At 72.8% G+C, this 19,321-nt stretch carries 16 protein-coding genes; 5 read left to right on the top strand and 11 right to left on the bottom strand.

The genetic code is table 11. From position 1 onward, the window contains the following. Positions 1 to 54: 54 nt before the first annotated feature. On the bottom strand, positions 55 to 204 hold the full coding sequence (locus ACFYW1_RS13050) for a hypothetical protein (protein ID WP_187438668.1): 150 nt from the start codon (positions 202 to 204) through the stop codon (positions 55 to 57). A gap of 290 nt (positions 205 to 494) precedes the next feature. Here ACFYW1_RS13050 and ACFYW1_RS13045 point away from each other — a divergent pair, with 290 nt between their 5' ends. After that, the gene (locus tag ACFYW1_RS13045) at positions 495 to 2,396 is read left to right on the top strand and encodes a DUF2264 domain-containing protein (protein ID WP_388990926.1); all 1,902 of its coding nucleotides are present in this window, start codon (positions 495 to 497) and stop codon (positions 2,394 to 2,396) included. A 40-nt stretch (positions 2,397 to 2,436) separates the two neighbouring features. On the opposite strand, the gene ACFYW1_RS13040 is transcribed toward ACFYW1_RS13045, so the two are convergent. The 6 genes from ACFYW1_RS13040 to ACFYW1_RS13015 form a co-directional block, all read right to left on the bottom strand. Continuing rightward, positions 2,437 to 3,069: a lactate utilization protein C gene (locus ACFYW1_RS13040; protein ID WP_388990924.1), complete on the bottom strand. Its 633-nt coding sequence runs from the start codon at positions 3,067 to 3,069 to the stop codon at positions 2,437 to 2,439. Then, entirely contained in the window at positions 3,066 to 4,616 is a 1,551-nt protein-coding gene (locus tag ACFYW1_RS13035; RefSeq protein WP_388990922.1) for a lactate utilization protein B, read from the bottom strand. Before ACFYW1_RS13035 ends, ACFYW1_RS13040 begins: the two co-directional genes overlap by 4 nt. Beyond that, positions 4,613 to 5,380 carry a (Fe-S)-binding protein gene (locus ACFYW1_RS13030; protein ID WP_388990920.1) on the bottom strand — a complete coding sequence of 256 codons (768 nt, stop codon included), beginning with the start codon at positions 5,378 to 5,380 and terminating at the stop codon, positions 4,613 to 4,615. Before ACFYW1_RS13030 ends, ACFYW1_RS13035 begins: the two co-directional genes overlap by 4 nt. A gap of 176 nt (positions 5,381 to 5,556) precedes the next feature. After that, positions 5,557 to 6,291 (bottom strand): FadR/GntR family transcriptional regulator, encoded by a 735-nt coding sequence (locus ACFYW1_RS13025; RefSeq protein ID WP_388990918.1) that lies wholly within the window; start codon positions 6,289 to 6,291, stop codon positions 5,557 to 5,559. Positions 6,292 to 6,417: 126 nt separating this feature from the next. Further along, on the bottom strand, positions 6,418 to 7,464 hold the full coding sequence (locus ACFYW1_RS13020) for a S66 peptidase family protein (protein WP_388990916.1): 1,047 nt from the start codon (positions 7,462 to 7,464) through the stop codon (positions 6,418 to 6,420). Positions 7,465 to 7,567: 103 nt separating this feature from the next. Beyond that, positions 7,568 to 8,347: a crotonase/enoyl-CoA hydratase family protein gene (locus ACFYW1_RS13015; RefSeq protein ID WP_388990914.1), complete on the bottom strand. Its 780-nt coding sequence runs from the start codon at positions 8,345 to 8,347 to the stop codon at positions 7,568 to 7,570. Between the two features lie 113 nt (positions 8,348 to 8,460). On the opposite strand from ACFYW1_RS13015, the gene ACFYW1_RS13010 reads away from it, so the two are divergent. Both ACFYW1_RS13010 and ACFYW1_RS13005 read left to right on the top strand, forming a co-directional pair. Continuing rightward, positions 8,461 to 9,339: a DUF2510 domain-containing protein gene (locus tag ACFYW1_RS13010; RefSeq protein WP_388991418.1), complete on the top strand. Its 879-nt coding sequence runs from the start codon at positions 8,461 to 8,463 to the stop codon at positions 9,337 to 9,339. Between the two features lie 113 nt (positions 9,340 to 9,452). Next, positions 9,453 to 9,785 carry a hypothetical protein gene (locus tag ACFYW1_RS13005; RefSeq protein WP_388990912.1) on the top strand — a complete coding sequence of 111 codons (333 nt, stop codon included), beginning with the start codon at positions 9,453 to 9,455 and terminating at the stop codon, positions 9,783 to 9,785. Positions 9,786 to 9,840: 55 nt separating this feature from the next. Here the strand turns inward: ACFYW1_RS13005 and ACFYW1_RS13000 are convergent, their stop codons facing one another. Then, positions 9,841 to 10,473, bottom strand: a complete 633-nt coding sequence (locus ACFYW1_RS13000) for a class I SAM-dependent methyltransferase (protein ID WP_388990910.1) — start codon at positions 10,471 to 10,473, stop codon at positions 9,841 to 9,843. A gap of 475 nt (positions 10,474 to 10,948) precedes the next feature. On the opposite strand from ACFYW1_RS13000, the gene fusA reads away from it, so the two are divergent. Beyond that, entirely contained in the window at positions 10,949 to 13,042 is a 2,094-nt protein-coding gene (gene fusA / locus ACFYW1_RS12995; protein ID WP_388990908.1) for an elongation factor G, read from the top strand. Between the two features lie 75 nt (positions 13,043 to 13,117). Here fusA and ACFYW1_RS12990 read toward each other — a convergent pair whose 3' ends face one another. Together ACFYW1_RS12990 and ACFYW1_RS12985 are read right to left on the bottom strand one after the other, a co-directional pair. After that, positions 13,118 to 15,820 (bottom strand): ABC transporter substrate-binding protein, encoded by a 2,703-nt coding sequence (locus tag ACFYW1_RS12990; RefSeq protein ID WP_388990906.1) that lies wholly within the window; start codon positions 15,818 to 15,820, stop codon positions 13,118 to 13,120. 160 nt (positions 15,821 to 15,980) lie between these two features. Next, positions 15,981 to 16,466 (bottom strand): DUF1269 domain-containing protein, encoded by a 486-nt coding sequence (locus ACFYW1_RS12985; protein WP_388990904.1) that lies wholly within the window; start codon positions 16,464 to 16,466, stop codon positions 15,981 to 15,983. Positions 16,467 to 16,617: 151 nt separating this feature from the next. Here ACFYW1_RS12985 and ACFYW1_RS12980 point away from each other — a divergent pair, with 151 nt between their 5' ends. Continuing rightward, positions 16,618 to 17,871 (top strand): DUF2254 family protein, encoded by a 1,254-nt coding sequence (locus tag ACFYW1_RS12980; protein WP_388990902.1) that lies wholly within the window; start codon positions 16,618 to 16,620, stop codon positions 17,869 to 17,871. A 16-nt stretch (positions 17,872 to 17,887) separates the two neighbouring features. Here ACFYW1_RS12980 and ACFYW1_RS12975 read toward each other — a convergent pair whose 3' ends face one another. Next, positions 17,888 to 19,201, bottom strand: a complete 1,314-nt coding sequence (locus ACFYW1_RS12975) for a hypothetical protein (protein ID WP_388990900.1) — start codon at positions 19,199 to 19,201, stop codon at positions 17,888 to 17,890. Positions 19,202 to 19,321: the final 120 nt, after the last annotated feature.

Here is a 19,321-nt window from a genome sequence, read left to right as displayed (position 1 = left end):
GCCGGCCCCCGCTGCCGGTCGCATCAGGGGCCCGCCGCGCCGGAGCGCGCCGGTTCAGCGCGTCGGGCGCTTCTCGATCGTCTGCCGTTCGCGGTTCTTCGCCTCTTCCTCGCGGACCACGACCTTCTTGATCTCCATGTGCCCCTCCCTTCCGCGTTCGCTCTCAAGTCCGTTGACGTTAGGGACCGTTACGCGGGACCGCAAGAGTGCCTCCCGGGGGTGGCGGGACGCACGGGACGGCTGGTGAACGCGGACGCGGGCGGTCCGGTTCGCCGGGTCCGCCGCCCGTGCACGGCATGTGAGGCCCGACACCTCCAGAGTGATCGTTTGACCGTTTTTATTTGCATTCGATCAATCTCTTGACCCTTATCGATCAGTCGATCAGGATTCCCAGTGATCCGATTCAGGGCCCGGGACGGCACGCACCCGGTCCGCGCGACGACGGGCGACGGGCCCGCCCGTCCCGTACGACGCGAAAGGCTGGCATCTCCCGCATGACCGCTCCCCACCCGGGCTCCCCGCTCGAACTCCCCGCCGACGACCGGACCGCCAGCCCGTACACCGGCTACACCCGTGCGCACTGGGAGGCCGCGGCGGACGGGCTGCTCCGGGCCGCCTGGCGGTGGGCCACCCCGGGCGGCGCGCTGCTGGACCTGCCGGGCCGGCCGTCCGTGTCCGGGGTGCGCTCCGACGGCCTGGAGGGCTACGCCCGCACGTTCCTCGCCGCCGCCTTCCGGGTGGCGGGCGCAAACGGCGCGGACCCGCACGGCTGGCTCGACCGGTACGCCGACGGGCTCGCGGCCGGCACCCGGGCCCCGGGCCGGGACGACGCCGAGTCCTGGCCGCTGATCCGCGACCACGCCGTCTTCGGCCAGCCGATGGTCGAGTCCGCCTCGGTCGCCATCGGGCTGCGGCTGACCCGCCCGTGGCTGTGGGACCGGCTGGACCCCGGGGTGCAGGACCGGGCCGCGCGGTGGCTGCGCGACGCGCTGCTCCACACCCCCGCCCCCAACAACTGGTACCTGTTCCCCTACTCCGTGGCCGGGTTCCTGGAGTCCGTGGGCCGGGGCGACGCGGCGACCGCGCGGGCGAAGCGGCGCGCCCTCGACCTGCTGGAGGGCTGGTACCGGGGGAACGGCTGGTACGCGGACGGCGACGGGCGGGCCTTCGACCACTACAACGGCTGGGCGCTGCACCTCTACCCCGTGCTGGACGCGCACCTGTCGGGCGACGCGGAGCTGTCCGCGCACTACGGGGCCCGGCTGCGCGAGCACCTGGAGGGCTTCTCGCTGCTGTTCGGCGGCGACGGCGCGCCGATCCACTTCGGCCGCTCGCTGCCGTACCGCTTCGCCGCCGCCTCGTCGGTCGCGCTCGGCGCCGTCACCGGGCACACGCCGCTGACGCCGGGCACCTCGCGGCGGGTGGTCAACGGGGCGCTGCGCTACTTCCTGGACCGGGGCGCGGCCGGCCCGGACGGACTGCTGAGCCTGGGCTGGCACGGCCCGCACGAGGCGTCGTTGCAGAACTACTCGGGCCCCGCCTCGCCGTACTGGGCGTCCAAGGCGTTCATCGCGCTGCTCGCCCCCGGGGACCATCCGCTGTGGACCGCGACCGAGGAGCCCGCGCCGAGCGAGGGCCCCGACCGGGTGCTCGCCCTGCCCGCCCCCGGGCTGCTCGTCCAGTCCACCGGCGCGGACGGGATCGTCCGGCTGCACAACCACGGCAGCGACCACGTGCGCCCGCACGAGGGCGAGGCGGAGGTCCAGGACGACCCGCTGTACAGCCGGCAGTCGTACTCCACGGTGACCGGGCCCACGGCGCGGGGGAACGTCGCGGACAACCATCTGGCCGTGGTCGTCGGCGGGGCGCGCAGCGGCCGCCGGGTCGTCCGCGCGCTGGGCGCCGGCGCGGGTGACGGCTGGGGGTGGGCCGCCTCCTGGCACCGGCCGGTGTTCCCGTCCGCCCCGGTGATGGTGCCGGGGATGCGCGTGGAGAGCGTCACCGTGGCCCGCGGCCGGTACGAGCTGCGGGTGCACCGGGTGCTCGGCGCCCCGCCCGGAGCGCGGGTGGAGCAGACCGGCTGGGCGACCGGCCGCGACGACACGGTCGTCTCCGCGCTGCACGGCCTGTACGGCTGGGAGGACCGGGACGAGGTGCGGGCGCCGCAGGGCACCGCGTACACCCCCTGGGCGGTGGTGCCCCGGCTGTCCGCGGCGGTGGAGGGCACGGTGCTGCTGGTGGCGCTCGGCTCGCTGACCGCGGAGCCCGGGGCGACGCCGCTGGACGCGGTGGTGAGCGGGGTGGACGTGGACGGGGACACGGTGGAGGTCCGCTGGGCCGGGGACGCGGGGACGACCCGTGTCGTCCTCGACCCGCTGTCGGTCACGCACGGCTGAGGTCCGGGGCGCGCGGTCGGGCGACCGCGCGCCCGTGCGCTCACACGTCCGTCCGGATCACCACCGCCAGCGTGCGCGGACCGTGCACGCCCTCCACCCGTTCCAGTTCGATGTCGGACGTGGCCGAGGGGCCGCTGATCAGTGTGGTCGGCCGGCCGGGCACCAGTCGCGCCACCGCCTCCACCACGCCGACCTCGACCTTCGACAGGTCGACGACGCACACGTGCAGGTCGGGCACGAGGGACAGCGCCCGGCGTCCCTGGTCGGGCGAGCCGTCGAGGAAGATCGTGCCCGTCTCGGCGCAGCCGACGGCCGAGGCCGTGACGACCCCGTCCAGCTCGCCGAGCCGGGGCGCCGGGATGGTGGCGGAGTCCTGCTGGACCTCGCCGTCGTACCCGCCGAGCCACTGTTCGTCCAGTCCGGCCGGCGCGCCGATCCGCCGGGCCCCGCGTTCCCGCAGTACCTCGGCGAGGACCTGGGCGGTGCGGTCGGCGGTGCAGGTGTGCACCGTCGCCCGGTAGTCGACGAGCCGGTCGGTGAAGAGGGCCAGGCGTTCCTCGTCGGGAAGGGTGCGGCCGGTGCGGTAGGCGCGCGGGACGGTGACGTCCCGGGCGGGGGCGAGGGCCAGGGCGTCCTTGATCCGGCCCAGTACCGTGTCGCGGGCGGTCGTCACGCGTCCTCCTCCTTCTTCCGGTCCTTCCCGTTCCTCCGGTGCTCGTCGGCGGCGGCCCGCATCGTCGCGGCGCCCTCGGCCGATGCCAGCCAGGAGCGGAAGGTCTGCTTCGGCGGGGCGGCGGTGTCCCGGCTGTCGCTCCAGCCGTCGAACGGCGGCGGCAGGTGCGAGATCTTCCCGTCGCGGCCGCCCAGCACCCGGCCGAGTCCCGCGCCCTTCTGCGCCGCCGTGAAGAGCTTCGGGTGCTTCATGACGGTGGCCGCGGCCCTCATCGCGAGCTTCTCGGCGGTGACACCGGCCTGTTCGGTGTTCTGGTGGCGCAGTTCGACCAGCAGCGACGGGATGTCGATCTTGACCGGGCAGGCGTCGAAACAGGCGCCGCAGAGGCTGGAGGCGTACGGCAGCGAACTGTTGGGGTCGTCCTTGGCCGCGTGCATCCCGGCGAGCTGCGGTGTCAGGACGGCCCCGATCGGCCCGGGGTACGTCGAGCCGTACGCGTGGCCGCCGGTCCGTTCGTACACCGGGCAGACGTTGAGACAGGCCGAGCAGCGGATGCAGTTGAGCGCCTCGCGGCCGATCCGGTCGGCGAGCGCGGCGGTGCGTCCGTTGTCGAGCAGGACCAGGTGGAAGTCCTGCGGCCCGTCGCCCGGCGTCACGCCGGTCCACAGCGAGGTGTACGGGTTCATCCGCTCGCCGGTGGAGGAGCGGGGCAGCAGCTGGAGGAAGACCTCCAGGTCCTGATGGCGCGGCAGCACCTTCTCGATGCCCATGACGGTGATCAGGGTGTCGGGCATCGTCAGGCACATGCGGCCGTTGCCCTCGGACTCCACGACGGACAGGGTTCCGGTCTCCGCGATGCCGAAGTTGGCGCCGGAGACCGCGACCTTGGTGGTCATGAACTTCTCGCGCAGATAGGCGCGGGCGGCGGCGGCGAGGTGCGCGGGCACGTTGTCCAGGTCCGGGTCGACGCCCGGGATCTCCTCGAGGAAGATCTGCCGGATCTCGTCGCGGTTGCGATGGATCGCGGGCACCAGGATGTGCGACGGCTTGTCGTGCGCGAGCTGGACGATCAGTTCGGCGAGGTCCGTCTCGTACGGGGTGATGCCGACGGATTCGAGGTGCTCGTTGAGGCCGATCTCCTGGGTGGCCATCGACTTGACCTTGATGACGTCGCCGCTGCCCGTTTCCTCGACCAGCCGGGCGACGATCTCGTTGGCCTCGGCGCCGTCGCGCGCCCAGTGGACGGTGCCGCCGTGCTCGGTGACCTTCCGCTCCAGTTGTTCCAGGAGTTCGGGGAGCCGGTTCATGGTGTCGGTCTTGATGGCCGAACCGGCGTCGCGCAGCGCCTCCCAGTCGGGCAGCTCGCCGGTGACGTCGAGGCGTTTGGCGCGGATGGTGCGGGTGGCGCGGCCGAGGTTGCGGCGCAGTTGTTCGTTGCGCAGCTCGTCGCGCGCGGCGCGGGGGAACTTCCGGTCGCCGCGCAGATTGCCCGTCCCGTACGGGGAACGGGGCGGGGGCGCGGGCATGCCGAGGAAGGTACTGCTCATCGGACGGCCTCCGTCGGGACGTACGGCGAGGTGCGGGTGGCGGAGAGGATCTGGGCGAGGTGCAGGGTGCGGGTGCCCGAGCTGATCCGGGAGAGCCCGCCGCCGATGTGCATCAGGCAGGACGAGTCGCCCGCCGTGCAGACGCCGGCACCGGTCGCGGCGATGTTGCGCATCTTGTCCTGGAGCATCGCGGTGGACGTCTCGGCGTTCTTGACGGCGAAGGTGCCGCCGAATCCGCAGCAGGAGTCGGCCTCCGGCAGCTCGACGAGGTCGATGGCGTCGACGGCGCGCAGCAGCTTCAGCGGCTTGTCGCCGACGCGGAGCATGCGCAGGGAGTGGCAGGTGGGGTGGTACGTCACCCGGTGCGGGAAGTACGCGCCGACGTCCTCGACGCCCAGGACGTCGACGAGGAGCTCCGACAGTTCGTACGTCTTGGCCTTGACGGTGGCCACACCCGACCGGAGTGCCGCGTCCCCGTACCGCTCGGCGACGATCTCGTGCTGGTGGCGGACCGAGCCCGCGCAGGAACCGGACGGCATGACGACGGCCTCGATCGAGGCGTCGCCGAACTGGTCCGCGAAGTTCCGCACGAGGGGCAGGGGTTCGCGCTGGTAGCCGGTGTTGACGTGCATCTGGCCGCAGCAGGTCTGCCCCGGCGGGAAGACCACGTCGTGGCCCAGGCGGGCGAGCAGGACCGCGGTCGATTTCACCGCCTCGGGGAAGAGGGTGTCTCCCAGACAGGTGGCGAAGAGTCCGATGCGCATGGGTCTCTCCGATCGTTTCTCCAGTTTTATGGTCCGACCATACTAGCCTCGGTCCGAATCGTGAAGGCGGCGACGCGCACACACCGGTCGGGGCACCGCCTTCTATGCCATGCACCTGACAAGCAGGCAGGGCCGGGACTCCACGCGCCGGGGCCACCGGGGCCCCGGGCGCCGCCTCACTCCCGGCCGGTTTTCCCGTCGACCAGGGTGCCGTGCAGGCTGCGGATGTGCCGCTCGACCAGGTCCGCGGCCTTCGCCCCCTGTCCCGCCCGCACCAGGCCGAGCAGCTCGGCGTGTTCCGCGTCGAGCGCGGCGGCCGTGGCCGGCCAGTCCTCCGCCTCCTCCAGCGCCCGCAGGATCAGCGGTCGCACCGACTCGCGGACGGCGGAGGTGAGCGTGGAGGTCAGTTCGTTGCCGGAGCTGCGGGCGATGTGCACGTGGAAGCGGGTGTCCAGGTCGTTGAACTCGGCCACCCCGACACCCGGTTCACCCATCCGTGCGACCAGTGCCTCCGCCTCGTCGAGGTCCTCCGCCGAGGCGTGTCGCGCGGCCGCCTCGAAACTGGACCGCTCCAGCACGACCCGCGCCTCCAGGACGTCCTCCAGGCTGTAGCTGCCCAGGGCGAAGTGCAGTCGCAGCAGCCGCCCGAGCGCGTCGTCGGGGTGGCGCACGATCCGCGCCCCGGCGTCCGGCCCCCGGCCCGGCTGCGCGACCAGTACGCCGATGGTCTCCAGCACCCTCAGCGCCTCGCGCAGCGCGGACCGGCTGACCCCGAGCACGGGGGCGAGCTCGCGCTCGGGCGGCAGCCGGTCGCCCGCCCGGAGCTCGCCGGAGAACACCCGCTCCTCGATGCTCTGGAGCACGAGCTCATGCGTACGGGACTGCCGTACGGGTTGCCATTCGACGGGCATCCGTCACCCCCTGCCTCGGCCGGAATCGTCCGGTTGCCGTCGCTTCTGTGGCCCGACCCTTCACTATGTCACACACCGCGTATGGTCGGACCAAAGCTCCGGAGCCGTCCGTTCCTCCGTTCCGGTTCAGTAGGTGACGACGATGCGGCGTCCCACTCCGTCCACCTCGATCTGCCCGCCGTACGGAATGATCAGCTGCGGGTCGGTGTGGCCGAGGTCGACGTCGAGGACGGCCATGGTCCCGGGGGCGTACTCGTCCAACGCCCTCAGGACCGCCTGCCGTTGCTCCTCGCGGTACCGCTCCCCCTCCTCGATGCCGAGCGGCTGGCCGAACGACCAGTTCTTGGCCCGCCCCATGAGGAGGGCCGGGAACCGGGCGAGCAGCCCCCGCTCCCCCATGCTCCGCAGGATCCAGTAGACCTCGTCGGCCGACGGCATCTCCTCGGACGTTTCGAGGAACAGCACCCGTCCCGCGTAGCCGTCCACCGGTCCGATCTCGCGGTCGGCCATCAGCAGCCAGGAAAGGATCTCCACGTTTCCGCCCCAGCCGGCACCCTTCACGGTCCGGCCGTCGGCGTTGTGCCAGATCCAGCCGTCGCAGGGGCACATCTCGGGTTCGGAGTCGAAGGTCCCCGGGTCCTCCCACCGGCCGTTCGCACCGTTGGTCTCCTTGGGCGGGGTGAGTTCGAAGGCGCCGTGGGTGAAGAGCGCGGCCCGCATGGATTCGGCGGTCAGCGGGTGCATCGCACCGGGTCGCCCGAGCTCGCACATCACCGTGCCGCCGTGGTAGCCGACGATGCCCAGGTTGTCGAGGAACACCAGCAGGTTGGTGTTGTCGCTGTACCCGAAGAAGGGCTTGGGGTTGGCGCGCAGCAGGTCGCGGTCCAGGTACGGCAGCACGGTGATCTGGTCGTCGCCGCCGATGCTGGTGATCACGGCCTTGATGTCGGGGTCGGCGAACGCCGCGTGGATGTCGGCGGCCCGTTCCTGCGGGGTGGAGCCCATCTTCCGCGTCGTCGGGTACTCCACGGGTTCCAGTCCGAACTCCTCGCGGATCCTGCGCAGCCCCAACTCGTGGGGCAGGGGCAGGAGACCGGGAAGGCCGGAGGAGGGGGACAGCACGGCGACCCGGTCACCTGGCACGGGCTTGGCGGGGTACTGGTTGCTCGACATCCGCTGAGCGTAGGCGGATACCCGGACGGCGTCGTCATGATTTCGGCCCGCCCGGCCGCCCCGTCCCTCCGCCCACCGTCCTTCCCCGGTCGCCTCGGTCGCCTCAGTCGTCGAAGGTTCCGTGGCGGCCCGCGCCGCTCCCGAACCGTTCGGCACCGGCCTGCGTCTCCCCCGCGGTCAGCGGCACCAGGCCGTGCCGGTACTCCGCGGCCAGCGCCTCCGGCTCGCCCAGGCCGTGTTGTTCGAGCACCGACAACCGGTCGTGGCGCAGGCACAGTTGCGGGAAGGCGGCGATCTCCCGGGCCAGCCGCTCCGCCGCCCCGCGCGCCCCGCCGGGCGGCACGATCCGGTTGGCGAGCCCCATGGCGTACGCCTCGGCGGCCGGGACGGGCCGCCCGGTGAGGATCATGTCCATGGCCCGGCTCTCACCGATCAGGCGCGGCAGCCGTACCGTTCCGCCGTCCACCAGCGGTACGCCCCAGCGGCGGCAGAACACCCCGAACACCGCGTCCTCCTCGGCCACCCGGAGGTCGCACCAGAGGGCCAGTTCCAGGCCACCGGCCACCGCGTGACCGGCGACCGCCGCGATGACGGGCTTGCCCAGGCGCATCCGGGTCGGCCCCATCGGCCCGTCGCCGTCGGCCAGGACCTGGTTGCCCCGTTCCGTACCGATGCTCTTCAGATCGGCGCCCGCGCAGAACGTACCGCCCTCGCCCCACAGCACGGCGACGGACGCGTCCGGGTCCTCGTCGAACTCGCGGAAGGCGTCGGCCAGTCGGCTCGCGGTCGGCCCGTCCACGGCGTTGCGGACCTCGGGCCGGCTCAGGATCACCGTGAACACGGCGCCGTCGCGCTCGATCCGCACCGCAGGTCGTTCACCCATCGTTCGGCCTCCCACAGAGGATCAGGCGGGGACGGCGGAGCACCCCGCCCCCGTCGGCACAGCTGATTCATACGATTCTCACGCAACCGTTCTACGGTGGGCCCGTGACCCAGATGAGTCCGCCCGGCTGGCACCCAGACCCCGGGCACACAGGAACAGGCCCCGTTCACGAGCGCTGGTGGGACGGCACGCGGTGGACCGATCACCTCCGGCTGCCTCCCGACGGGGCCCGGCGCCGCCGGACGCGCGTCGGCATCGGCCTCACCGCCGGTGTGGTGGCCCTCGCCGTCGTCGGGGGCGGTGTCCTCCTGTGGTCGGACCGCTCCGACAACTCCGGGAAGCACGCGTCCGCGACACCGTCCGCCCCGCCCTCCGACGACACCCGGCGCGGACCGGGCGCACCGGGGGGCGAGGACCGGGACGGGGCCCCCGGGCAGCGGTCCCCGCGGACCGAGGACGGCTACGCCACGGACCTGACCAGCGGCATCAGTCTCCCGGTGCTGGACGGCTGGAAGGGCACCTCGGGGATCGCGGGCGCGGGAGTGACCACGGGCGAGTACGCCTGCCCCGGCGACGCGTCCCAGCAGTGCGTGCGCGGCGGGGTGTTCTCCATGCCCGCGAAGGCACTGAAGCTCGACACCACGACGCCCAGGGCCACGGCGTTGAAGGACATCTCCGCCAACGCCTCCGAGTCGTACGGCGAGAAGATCTACGGCGGCATCACCTCGCACGAGGAGCTCCGGTCGGAGGCGGTCACCGTGGCCGGCGAGAAGGGGTACCTGGTGCGCTGGAAGGTCGTGACGAAGAACGGCGACGACGGGTACGTCCAGTCGCTGGCCTTCCCGTCCCCCCGTGCCGAGAACATGATGATCGTCGTCCGTTCCGGGTTCGACGTCGGTTCCAAGGCCCCGGAGCTCTCCGTGATGGACGACATCACCAAGGGCATCAAGGCCGCCTCGGGAACGGGCGGGGGCCCCGGCACCACGGTGTAGGGGCGCTCGCGGGCGCCGGGTATCGGACACACATGCGCATGAGTACGACGGGCTCACCGGGCTGAGTACGTCGGCCCATCCGCCGGACGGGCCGTCTGGGGTCCAATGGCGGCATGCTTCCCGACACCCCGCACCGCCCCCGCCTCCAGCACGTGGCCGCCGCCGGTACGACCCTGGCCGTGACCCTGGCCCCGCTGGTGATCGGGGTGCTGCTCGCCAAGGCCGCGGCGGCGGACCCGATGGCTCCGGTGAACGCGCTGGTGACGCGGGGCGGGCAGCCCGTTCCCCTCTCGCCCGCGCAGTGGCGCAGGTGCGGCAGGCAGGCACTGCGCCGCTGGAAGGACCCGCTGCACGCCTGCGGGCGCCCCGGCACCCTCGTCGTCCGGCGGCGCCCCGGGGTGCGGGAGCCGCGCCGTACGGCGCGATCGCTGCCGGTCGAGCGCTGATCCGGCGACGGGTCCGGCGTCCGGGTCGCCCCGGGGGGCCGGACCCGTCGGCGTGTCAGACCCGTCGGCAGTGCAGGAACAGCTGCGGTTCGGTCGCCGCGGCCTCGTGGGCCGGGGTGAACAGGGTGCTCTGCTCCCACACGACCGAGAAACCGGCCCCGGTGACCAGTTCGGTGAACTCCTCCGGGCCGAAGCTGGTCGCCCGCACCGGCTGCCCCATGAAGACGGTCCCGACGTCCTCCACGTCCAGGGGCACCGTCGCGACGACCAGCTGGCCTCCGGGGACCAGCAGCCGCCGCGCCTTGTGCAGCAGCCGGGACTGCTCGTCGCGGGACATCTGCAGCAGCGAGAAGTAGATGCAGACGGCGTCGAAGCTCCCTTCCTCCAGGGGGAGTTCGAGGATGTCCGCACATTCGAAGTCCGCCTCCGGCACCTGCCGGGCCGCCAGTTCGACCATGACGGGCGAGACGTCGACCCCCAGCACCCGGTGGCCCGCTTCGACCAGGGCCCGCGCAGTCGGCCGCCCCGTTCCGCTGCCGACGTCCAGGACCCGGCTGTGCGGTGCGAGCCGGTCCAGCAATCGGCTCAACGAGGCGTGATGGGCGGCGGATTCACCGAACGCCCGCTCGTAGTCCGCGCCCAGGGCGTCGAACACCGTGGCGGCGGTGAGACCGTGCTCCTCGTCCATCGTTGTGGTTCCTTCCCCTTTGCCCCGTGCCATGTGCCGGGATCGTTTCATCAATCGAAGCGGCCTTCAACGCCCGTCCCCGTCACGGGACATGAGGTCGAGGAGGAAGACGGGACGGACGAATATCCGGTTTACCGACCGGTCCGGGGTTCACTACAGTCGCCACGAATCGCGCACCACGAGGGCCTCGTGGCGCGCACCGTGACGAGTGGGGGGAGACCGGTCGTGCGCCACCGCGCCGCTGTCGTCGTCCCCCGTTCACGGTACGAGGTGATCCTGGTGTCCTCGTGCGCCCGGTGCCGGCTGCGCGGCCCGCACCGGACACCCGCGACGAACGCCTGACCCCGAGGAACCACCGGCGCCGAAGCGCCCGCGCCATCGCGCCGCGTCGGGGCTTCGCCCGGCCCGGTCACGGGCCGGTTCGTCCGGGAAATCGCGCCGACCCGTTCTGGATCACTCCGAAAGGCCATGGGCCGTGCGTACCGACATCCACCCTCTTCCCACCGGCACCCCGGCCGGCGTCCGCAACCTGGGCATCCTCGCCCACGTCGACGCCGGCAAGACCACCGTCACCGAACGGATCCTCTATCTGACCGGCGCCGTCCACAAACGCGGCGAGGTCCACGAGGGCACCACCGTCACCGACTTCGACCCCCAGGAACGCGACCGCGGGATCACCATCTTCGCCGCCGCGGTGAGCTGTGTCTGGGAGGGTCACCGGATCAACCTCATCGACACCCCGGGCCACGTCGACTTCTCCGACGAGGTGGAGCGCTCGCTGCGGGTGCTCGACGGCGCGGTCGCGGTGTTCGACGCCGTCGCGGGCGTCGAGCCGCAGAGCGAGTCGGTGTGGCGGCAGGCGGACCGGCACGGGGTGCCGCGGATCGCCTTCGTGAACAAGCTGGACCGGGCCGGTGCCGACCTCGACACCGCGGTCGCGTCGATCAGGGACCGGCTGCACACGGTTCCCCTGGTGGTCCAGCTGCCGATCGGCAGCGAGGACGGCTTCACCGGCGTGGTGGACCTGGTGCGCATGCGGGCGCTGGTGTGGCCCGACGGCGGCGGCGTCGAGGAGCGGCCGGTGCCGGACGCCCTGCGCGAGGAGGCGCACCGGCGCAGGCGGCTCCTGGAGGAGGCCGTGGCGGAGCTCCATCCGGCCGCGCTGGAGGAGTTCTGCGAACGGTCGGCGCTCCGGGAACGGACCCTGGGCACCGCGCTGCGCGACCTCACCCGCACCGGGGAGGGCGTGGTGGTGCTGTGCGGCTCCGCCTACCGCAACCGCGGTGTCGAACCGTTGTTGGAGGCCGTCGTGTCCTATCTGCCCTCGCCGCTGGACGTTCCGGCGGTGCGCGGCACCTCGGACGGCGCGGTGCGGGAGCGCCCGGCCGATCCGGCGGCGCCGTTCGCCGCGCTGGTGTTCAAGGTGAACTCGACGGCCACCGGCCGCCTGAACTACCTGCGGGTGTACTCGGGAACGCTGCGGAAGGGGGACACGGTGCTGGACGCGGGCGCCAAGCGCACCGAGCGGGTGGGCCGCATCCTGCGGGTGCGGGCCGGCCGGCACACCGATGTGGACACGGCGGTGGCCGGGGACATCGTCGCGGTGATCGGGCTCAGGAGCGGCCGGGCGGGTACCACCCTGTGCGATCCGGCGGCGCCCCTGGTCCTCGAACCGCCGTCCGCGGCCGAGCCGGTCGTCTCCGTGGCGGTGGAGGCCCGCCGGAGCACCGACACCGAACGCCTGGTGACGGCGCTGGCCCGGCTGGTCGAGGAGGATCCCTCGCTGCGGGTGCGGACCGATCCCGAGACCGGGCAGACGGTGCTGTCGGGCATGGGGGAACTGCATCTGGAGGTCGCGGTGGAGAAGATCCGTCGTGCCCACGGGCTGGAGATCGGCGTCGGACGGCCCCGGGTGGCCTGCCGGGAGACGGTCGTGCGCGGGGTGTCCGGGCTGGTGTACCGGCACGTGAAGCAGGACGGCGGCGCCGGGCAGTTCGCCCAGGTCGTCCTCGACGTGGAACCGTCGGACCCCACCGGCGACCGCGCCGGTGAGGACGGCGGCTTCGTGTTCGCGTCGACCGTCGTCGGCGGGCGGGTGCCGCAGGAGTACGTCCGGGCGGTGGAGGCGGGCTGCCGGGACGCCCTGGCCGAGGGACCGCTCGGCGGGCATCCCGTGACCGGGCTGCGGGTCGTGCTGACCGACGGGGCCACCCACTCCAAGGACTCCTCGGAGATGGCGTTCCGCACGGCCGGCCGGTTCGCGCTGCGCGAGGCGTTGCGCGCCTGCGCGATGGTGGTGCTGGAGCCGGTGGCGGAGGTCACCGTCACGGTCCCGGACGAGGCCGTGGGCGGGGTGCTCGGCGATCTGGCGGCGCGGCGCGGCCGGGTCTCGGCTTCGACCGGCCGGGCGGGCACCTCGGTGATCACCGCGACCGTGCCGCTGGCGGAGCTGTTCGGCTACGCGACCCGGCTGCGCAGCCGGACGCAGGGCCGGGGCACCTTCACCACCCGTCCCGCGGGCCACGCCCCGGCGCCGGCTGCGGTGTCCTCCGGCACACCGGTCCGGTAGCGGGGGGCCGTCCGGTTCCCGTCCCCGTCGGGGGCGGGAACCGGGCCCGGCCCTTCCGGATCCGGGCCCCGGCCGCTACGGATGTGCCGGGATCACGCAGTCGTCCTCCTGCGCGGGGGCGCGCCCGGTCGGCCAGGCCACCCCCTCGAACGTCAGCTTCTTCGAGCCGGGTTCGAGGTGGACCACGGACAGGGCCTTGTTGTACGGGTTGCCCGCGTTGGTGAGGCAGATCCAGCCGCCGGCGCCCCGGACCCGCAGATCGGCGTTCAGCTTGCCGAGGTCCTTGCGGATCCGGTCGGCCGTCGGCACTTCCTGCCCACTGGTGTGGACCGCCCGCGCCAGCGCCCTGGACGCGGTCAGCACGACGTCGTACGTGACGATGGTGCGTCCGTCGTCGAGGTAGACGTCCCCGATGGCCCCGCCCTGCGCCGTGATGTCGCGCCGCAGGGCGGCCATGGCGTCCTGGGCCTCCCGGAGGTACAGCGGCGGGCGCCGCGTTCTCCGGCCCGGGTCCTTCTGCCACTTCGCGAGTTCGACGGACCACGCGTCGGGGTGTGCCGGGGCCGCGTAGCGGATGGTGACGGACGGTTTGCCGGAGCCCGGATCGCCCTGGAGCAGGACCCGGTGGCCGTCGTCGAGCCGCCGGTCGAGCGTCGTGGCGTCGGAACCGGTGATCACGGTGTACGACTTCTTCTCGCGGCAGTAGGTGGTGGCCAGCTTGTTCACGAAGAGTTTCAGGTGCAGGGCCCGGCCCGCGAAGTAGACGACGCGGGCGTTGGAGCGGCAGATGTTGCCCGCGAAGTCCTCGAACTCGTTGGGGGTGACGCCCGCTTCCTCGACGCCGGGGGACTCGAAGCGCATGTCCTGGACGCCGCCCCGCCCCTTGGCCGCCCTGGCCTCGGTGAAGGCGTCCCGCAACGAGCGGTTGTAGTCGTCGCCCGGCCGGTCGTCGGTGACGAGGGCCGTCTCCGTCCCCGCCAGGCCGGGGTCGAAGGCGAGGAGCGCGCGGGCCTGGTCCTTGGTGGTGGACACCACCCGGGCGAGGCCGGGGAACGGGACCTTCTCCCGGCCCTCCGGGTTGGAGAAGTCGTCTGCCGTCACCACGCTCGCGACGGCGGGCAGCTTCAGCGTGTTGGTCACGTACGTGAGGGCTTCCTTGGTCTTCGTCAGGCTGAGGTTGAAGCCGACGACCGCCCTCAGGTCCGGTTCCTGCCGGGCGAGTTGATCGACCGTCACCTCCCACTGCCCGTACGCCCTGCCGGGGTTCGCGAGGACGAGACGGATGGGCGGCTTCGCGGCGTCGGCGCCGTTCGCCCCGGCCTGGGCCAGGTAGGCGCCCTGCACCTCGCTGAGGATCTGCCGCCGCACCGCCGGGTCGTCCGACTCCATCGGGATGAGCAGGGCGACCGTGGCGTGCTTCTTGTCGGCGACCGCCCTGTTCTGTTCCGCGATCTGCGCGAAGACCTCGGGCATGCCCTTGACCCCGGGCATGAACACACCGCTGCCGTCGGAGACGCCCAGGCACTCCGCGCCGTGGACCTGAAGCCCCCTGCCACAGCTCTCCGGCTCGCGGAAGAAGCCGTAGTAGACGCCGAGGCCGGACGCGACGAGTGCCAGGGTCGTGACCACGGCGGTCACCGGCCCCAGGATCCGGCGCCCCGGCCGGCCGGCGGGCAGCGGTTCGGGCGTCTCCTCCAGCGTGACCTGGACCAGCCTGCTGGGCAGCGGGGTGTGGTCGCCCAGGCTCCGCATCTCCCCGACCCGTACCCGTTCGGCGAAGCGCTCGCGGAGCGCCGCGGCGAGCCCGTCCGGCGGAACCGGCGGCCCGGCGCCCTCCTCGGGAGTGGCCCCGCCGGGTTTCGAGGTGGTGACGACCACCGGGTACACGCGCAGGCCGCGGGACTCCCCGTCGTACGCCGCGATGAGCCGGTCCCGGATGATCCGCCGGGCGGGGACGGTGTCCACGTCCGGCAGGAGGAGGACGGGACGGCGCGCCCGGTTGAGCCGGCGGACGATCCCGTAGTGCGCGTCGATGTCGGCGAGCAGCGCCTCGACGAGCAGCAGTTGCTTCACCTTTGCCGGTTCCTCGCGCAGGCGCTCCAGTTGCTCGCAGACCGCCTCGAAGGTGCGTTGCCGGGGAAAGCGCTCGGTGCCGTACCAGCGGACCGTCCGGTGGTGGGGGAACCGGAAGGCGTTGACCACCTTCAGCAGCAGGCCGACCAGTCCGCCCATGCCCTCGCTGACGTACGGGTCCTCCAGGAGGGGGTCGATCCGGGGGCGCAGCTCGGGCAGTGTCTGCCGGCGCTCCTCGGTGATCGCCTCCCTGATCTGCCTCTTCAGGTCCCCGATCTGTCGCGGCCGGGACTGGGTGGGGACCGGCTGCCACTCGTAGAGCGCCGTACGGGCGGCGGCGAAGCGCGGGAAGACGATCGGCAGGCCGTGGGCCACCCGGCCCCCGTACCCGCAGCCCTCGGTCATCGCCTGCAACTGCTCGACGACCAGGGCCTCCTGGTCTTCCCGGCCGCCCTCGGACCGCCCGGCTCCGCCGCCCCGGCCCTCTTCGGCCGCTTCGGCCTCCTCGGCCCGGACATCGCTCGGGTTGTTGACCGGCACGATGCCCCGATAGCTCTCGACCAGAGCCTCGAACCACTGCCGGACGGGGTCGGGCGCGCCCTCGACCTGGATGACGAGCGCACCGGATCCGCGCTCGAAGCGCACTCTCCTGCGGGTGAATCTTTCCCTGAAGGTCAAATGTGCCAGGACATCGTCCAGCGCCATCCGTCACTCCCCGTTCCCGAACGGCGAATCGGTGAGCACTATAGTGTCAAGTGACCTTCAGGGAACGGAAGTTGGACATCAAGACGCTTCCCGCGCAATGACACCGGGCGGAGGTTCCCGGCCGGTGTCGTCGCATGGCGCCCCGTCCGGGGCCGCGGGCTCAGTGCGCGAAGACCTCGCGGAGCCTGGCCTCCTTCTCGCTGTCCAGGTTGGAGTGGATCAGCTCGGTGTGGCCGCCGGGGAAGGCGTCCCGAACCCGGTCGACCACGGCGTCCCGGGAGAGCAGGAAGAGCGCCGAAGTACCCGGCGTCACCTGCGACTTGACCGAGTCGATGAAGTCGTCGTCGATGCCGATGTCGGCCATCTTGCCGCCCAGCGCACCGGCCGCGGCACCGACCGCCGCGCCGAGCAGCGGCATGAAGAAGAGCAGGCCGAAGAGCATCCCCCAGAAGGTGCCGGAGAGCGCGCCCACACCCGCGAGGTTGTGCAGCTGCTTCGTCCTCGGCTTCCCCGCCTCCGCGGGCCAGCTGACCGTGGCCGCGTCCAGTACCTTGATCAGCTCCTGCTTCTGCAGGTTCAGAAGCGTGTCCTCGACGCCGCCGGCCCCCTCCGGCGTATCGAACTTCCATACGGTCAACGTGGCCATGGGACTCCTCCGGGCGCGACTGCGCGTGATCGACAGAACCCCAAAGTAAGCGAATTGAGCATAGGGTGCATTTCGCCCAATCCGATTGACGAGGATCGGGAAACCGCACCGCGGGCGGAGGCCCTCGCGGACCCGGTCAAGGGAGAGCGCCGTGCGCGAACCGCCGATGACACTGCTCGGCCTGGGCCGTTCGGCCGAACGCGTCGTACGCCCCCGGCGGGCGCTGCGCGCCGGGAGCGCCCACGCGGTGGCCGTGGCCGTGGCGGTCGCGCTGGGCATCCTCCTGTCGAGGATCGACGGCGGTGCCCGGGTCGCGTCCGACCGGGTCGTGGACGTGCTCAAGGTGGTCGGGCTGGGGGTGCTGAGCATCACCACCCTGATCTTCTCCCTGCTGTTCCTGGTCGTGCAGTGGGCGGCCGGCAACTTCAGCCACCGCCTCGCCCTCTTCCGTTCGGATCCCGTGGTCTGGCGGGTCTTCGCGTTCACGATCGGCGTGCTCGCCTTCACCGTGGCCTCGATCCTGGCCATCGGCTCCCGCCCGAGCGTCTCCCTGGCCGTCCCCGTCACGACCCTGGTCCTCGCCGCGCTCACCCTGCTGTTCGTGCGCAGGCTGCAGCTCGACGCCCTGCGCTCCATCCAGCTCTCCCACGTCCTGGGCGACCTGCGCGGCCGCGGCCTGGGCGCGCTCGCCGTGTACTACCCGCCCGTCGGCGACGGGGAGCCGTGGCGGGCCCTCCCCGACGGGCCGGAAACGTCCGGGCCGGTCTCCTCCGTGCGCTGGCGGGGTGACGCCGCACTCGTCGAACAGCTCGACCTCGCCCGGCCGGCGAGGGCCGCCGCGCGCACGGACGCGGTCGTCGTCCTGCGCGCCCGGGTGGGAGACACCCTGTACCGGGGCGACGTGGTGGCCGAGGTCCACGGCGGCCCGGTGCCCGAGGAGGACGTCCTGGGGGCGGTGGTCGTGGGGCGGGAGCGCACGTTCCACCAGGACCCGGCGCTCGCCTTCCGGCTGCTCGCCGACATCGGGCTGCGGGCGCTCTCCCCGGCGATCAACGACCCCGCCACCGCCGTGCAGGTCCTGGACGCCCTGGAGGACCTGCTGCGCCGCCTCGTCGCCGGGGACACCGTACGGGCCACCCGGGCGATCGCCGACCGGACGGGCACCGTGCGCCTGGTGATGTCCGTGCCCACCTGGGAGGAACTGCTGCGGACCGGTCTGGACGACATCCTCGACGCCGCCGCGAACGCCCCCATGGTGCTCTCCCGCTGCCGTGTCCTGCTGTCCGGCGTCCTGGCGGCGGCGCCCGCCGGCTGCCGCCCCGTACTGGAACGGCGGCTCCGGTGGACCGAGCGGCGGCTCGCGGACCGGCGCCCCTCCTTCGCCTCGGACGAGCCCGCCGGCTGAGCCGCGTCCGCGGACTTCAGCCCGTACGCCCCACCGCCTCGGCCTCGGCATCGGCTCCGCCTGCCAGGAAGTCCGTCAGCGCGAGCGCGAACAGCAGGGCCAGGGCCAGACCGACCACCACCCAGCCGGTGGGATGGGACCACAGGAGGTACGTCACGAGCCCGGCCGCCACGAGGATCCAGACGATCCAGGTCCGGTACCGGCGCACGAACGGGCCGACCGGGCCGGTCCGCAGCCCTGCCCGGTCGGCGGTGGTCCGCACGGCCCCGATGCCCGCGGCCCACAGGTTCCTGACGAGAAGGGCCCGGCGGCCGGTGCCGGTGAGCCAGGCGGACAGGGCGACGACGACGCCGAGGGCCGCGGTCATCCGGACCATGGTGTGCAGGAAGTGGGTGAGCGCGTCGTAGACCGATCCGGCGGCCGCCCGGGAGACGTCCGGGGGCAGGGCGTCCAGATAGAACGCCCTGAAGACGCGCAGGCCGACGCCGAGCAGCACGGTGGTGACCGCGACCCCGAGCGCGCCGACGACCAGGGCCCTGCGCCGCCGGACCGAGAGCAGGACGCCGCCGCCGACCAGCAGGACGACCAGGACCGGGAGCCAGGCACCCGCCAGCTGGAGCAGGCGCGTCCAGGTCCTGACCCGTCCGACGTCCTGCGACTTCACCAGCGTGAAGTCGGTGTGCACCTCGGGGATCCGTCCGGCGGCCTTCATCCCCTCGTCGACCAGGCGCTGCTTCACCCGGTCGACGACCGGCCCCAGGTCCAGCGTGACGGCGTCCCCGTCGAGCTTCACCGCGCCGCCGCCGCTGCCGGTCAGCGCCTTGTCCACGGAGGCGTGGGCCGCCCGGTTCGCCTCGGTCCAGAGCCTCTCGAAGGCGTCGGAGGCCGCGACCTCCCGGGCCTTGTCGTGCACGAAGCTGCGCACGGCCCCCTCCAGCGCGTCTCCGAGCCGCCCCAGGGCCTTCTCCAGCCGGGGCCGGTCCCGGGGGGAGACGTCGGAGAGCAGGGTCGGCAGATCGATGCGGGTCATGAGCGCGTCGGTCACCCGGTCGGCGACGGCGTCCTGCACATCGGGGTCGGAGGCGAGCGGCGCCACGGTCGCGACGTAGCGGTCGGTGTCGCCGACCTCGTCCGCCGCCCACGCGGCGACGATCCCCAGCGGGGCGAGCAGGCACCCGATCAGGACGAGCACCACCGCGAGGGACGACCGCGCCCGGTGCCGCCCGCGGGGCGTGGCCGCCCCGGCCTCCAGCGCGGCCACGCGTCCGCGCAGCTCCCGCAGTTCCCGCTCCGCTCCCCCGGGCGTCCCGGCTTCCCCGTCCTCGGCCACGGGTTCCTCCTCCGGTCGTGGTGCGCCTCTTTTCTTTCCTCTGTGGTTTCGGAGGCGCCTGGAGTTCAGCGGACCCCGGTTCTGCGCACGCGTCGAGGGGAACCGGTCGTTCAGGTGAGC

Origin of the sequence: Streptomyces sp. NPDC002669 (genome assembly GCF_042889165.1) — a bacterium.
Lineage (GTDB): Bacteria > Actinomycetota > Actinomycetes > Streptomycetales > Streptomycetaceae > Streptomyces.
Note: the sequence above shows the minus strand (reverse complement) of the source record. Positions and strands in the feature narration are given on the sequence as shown.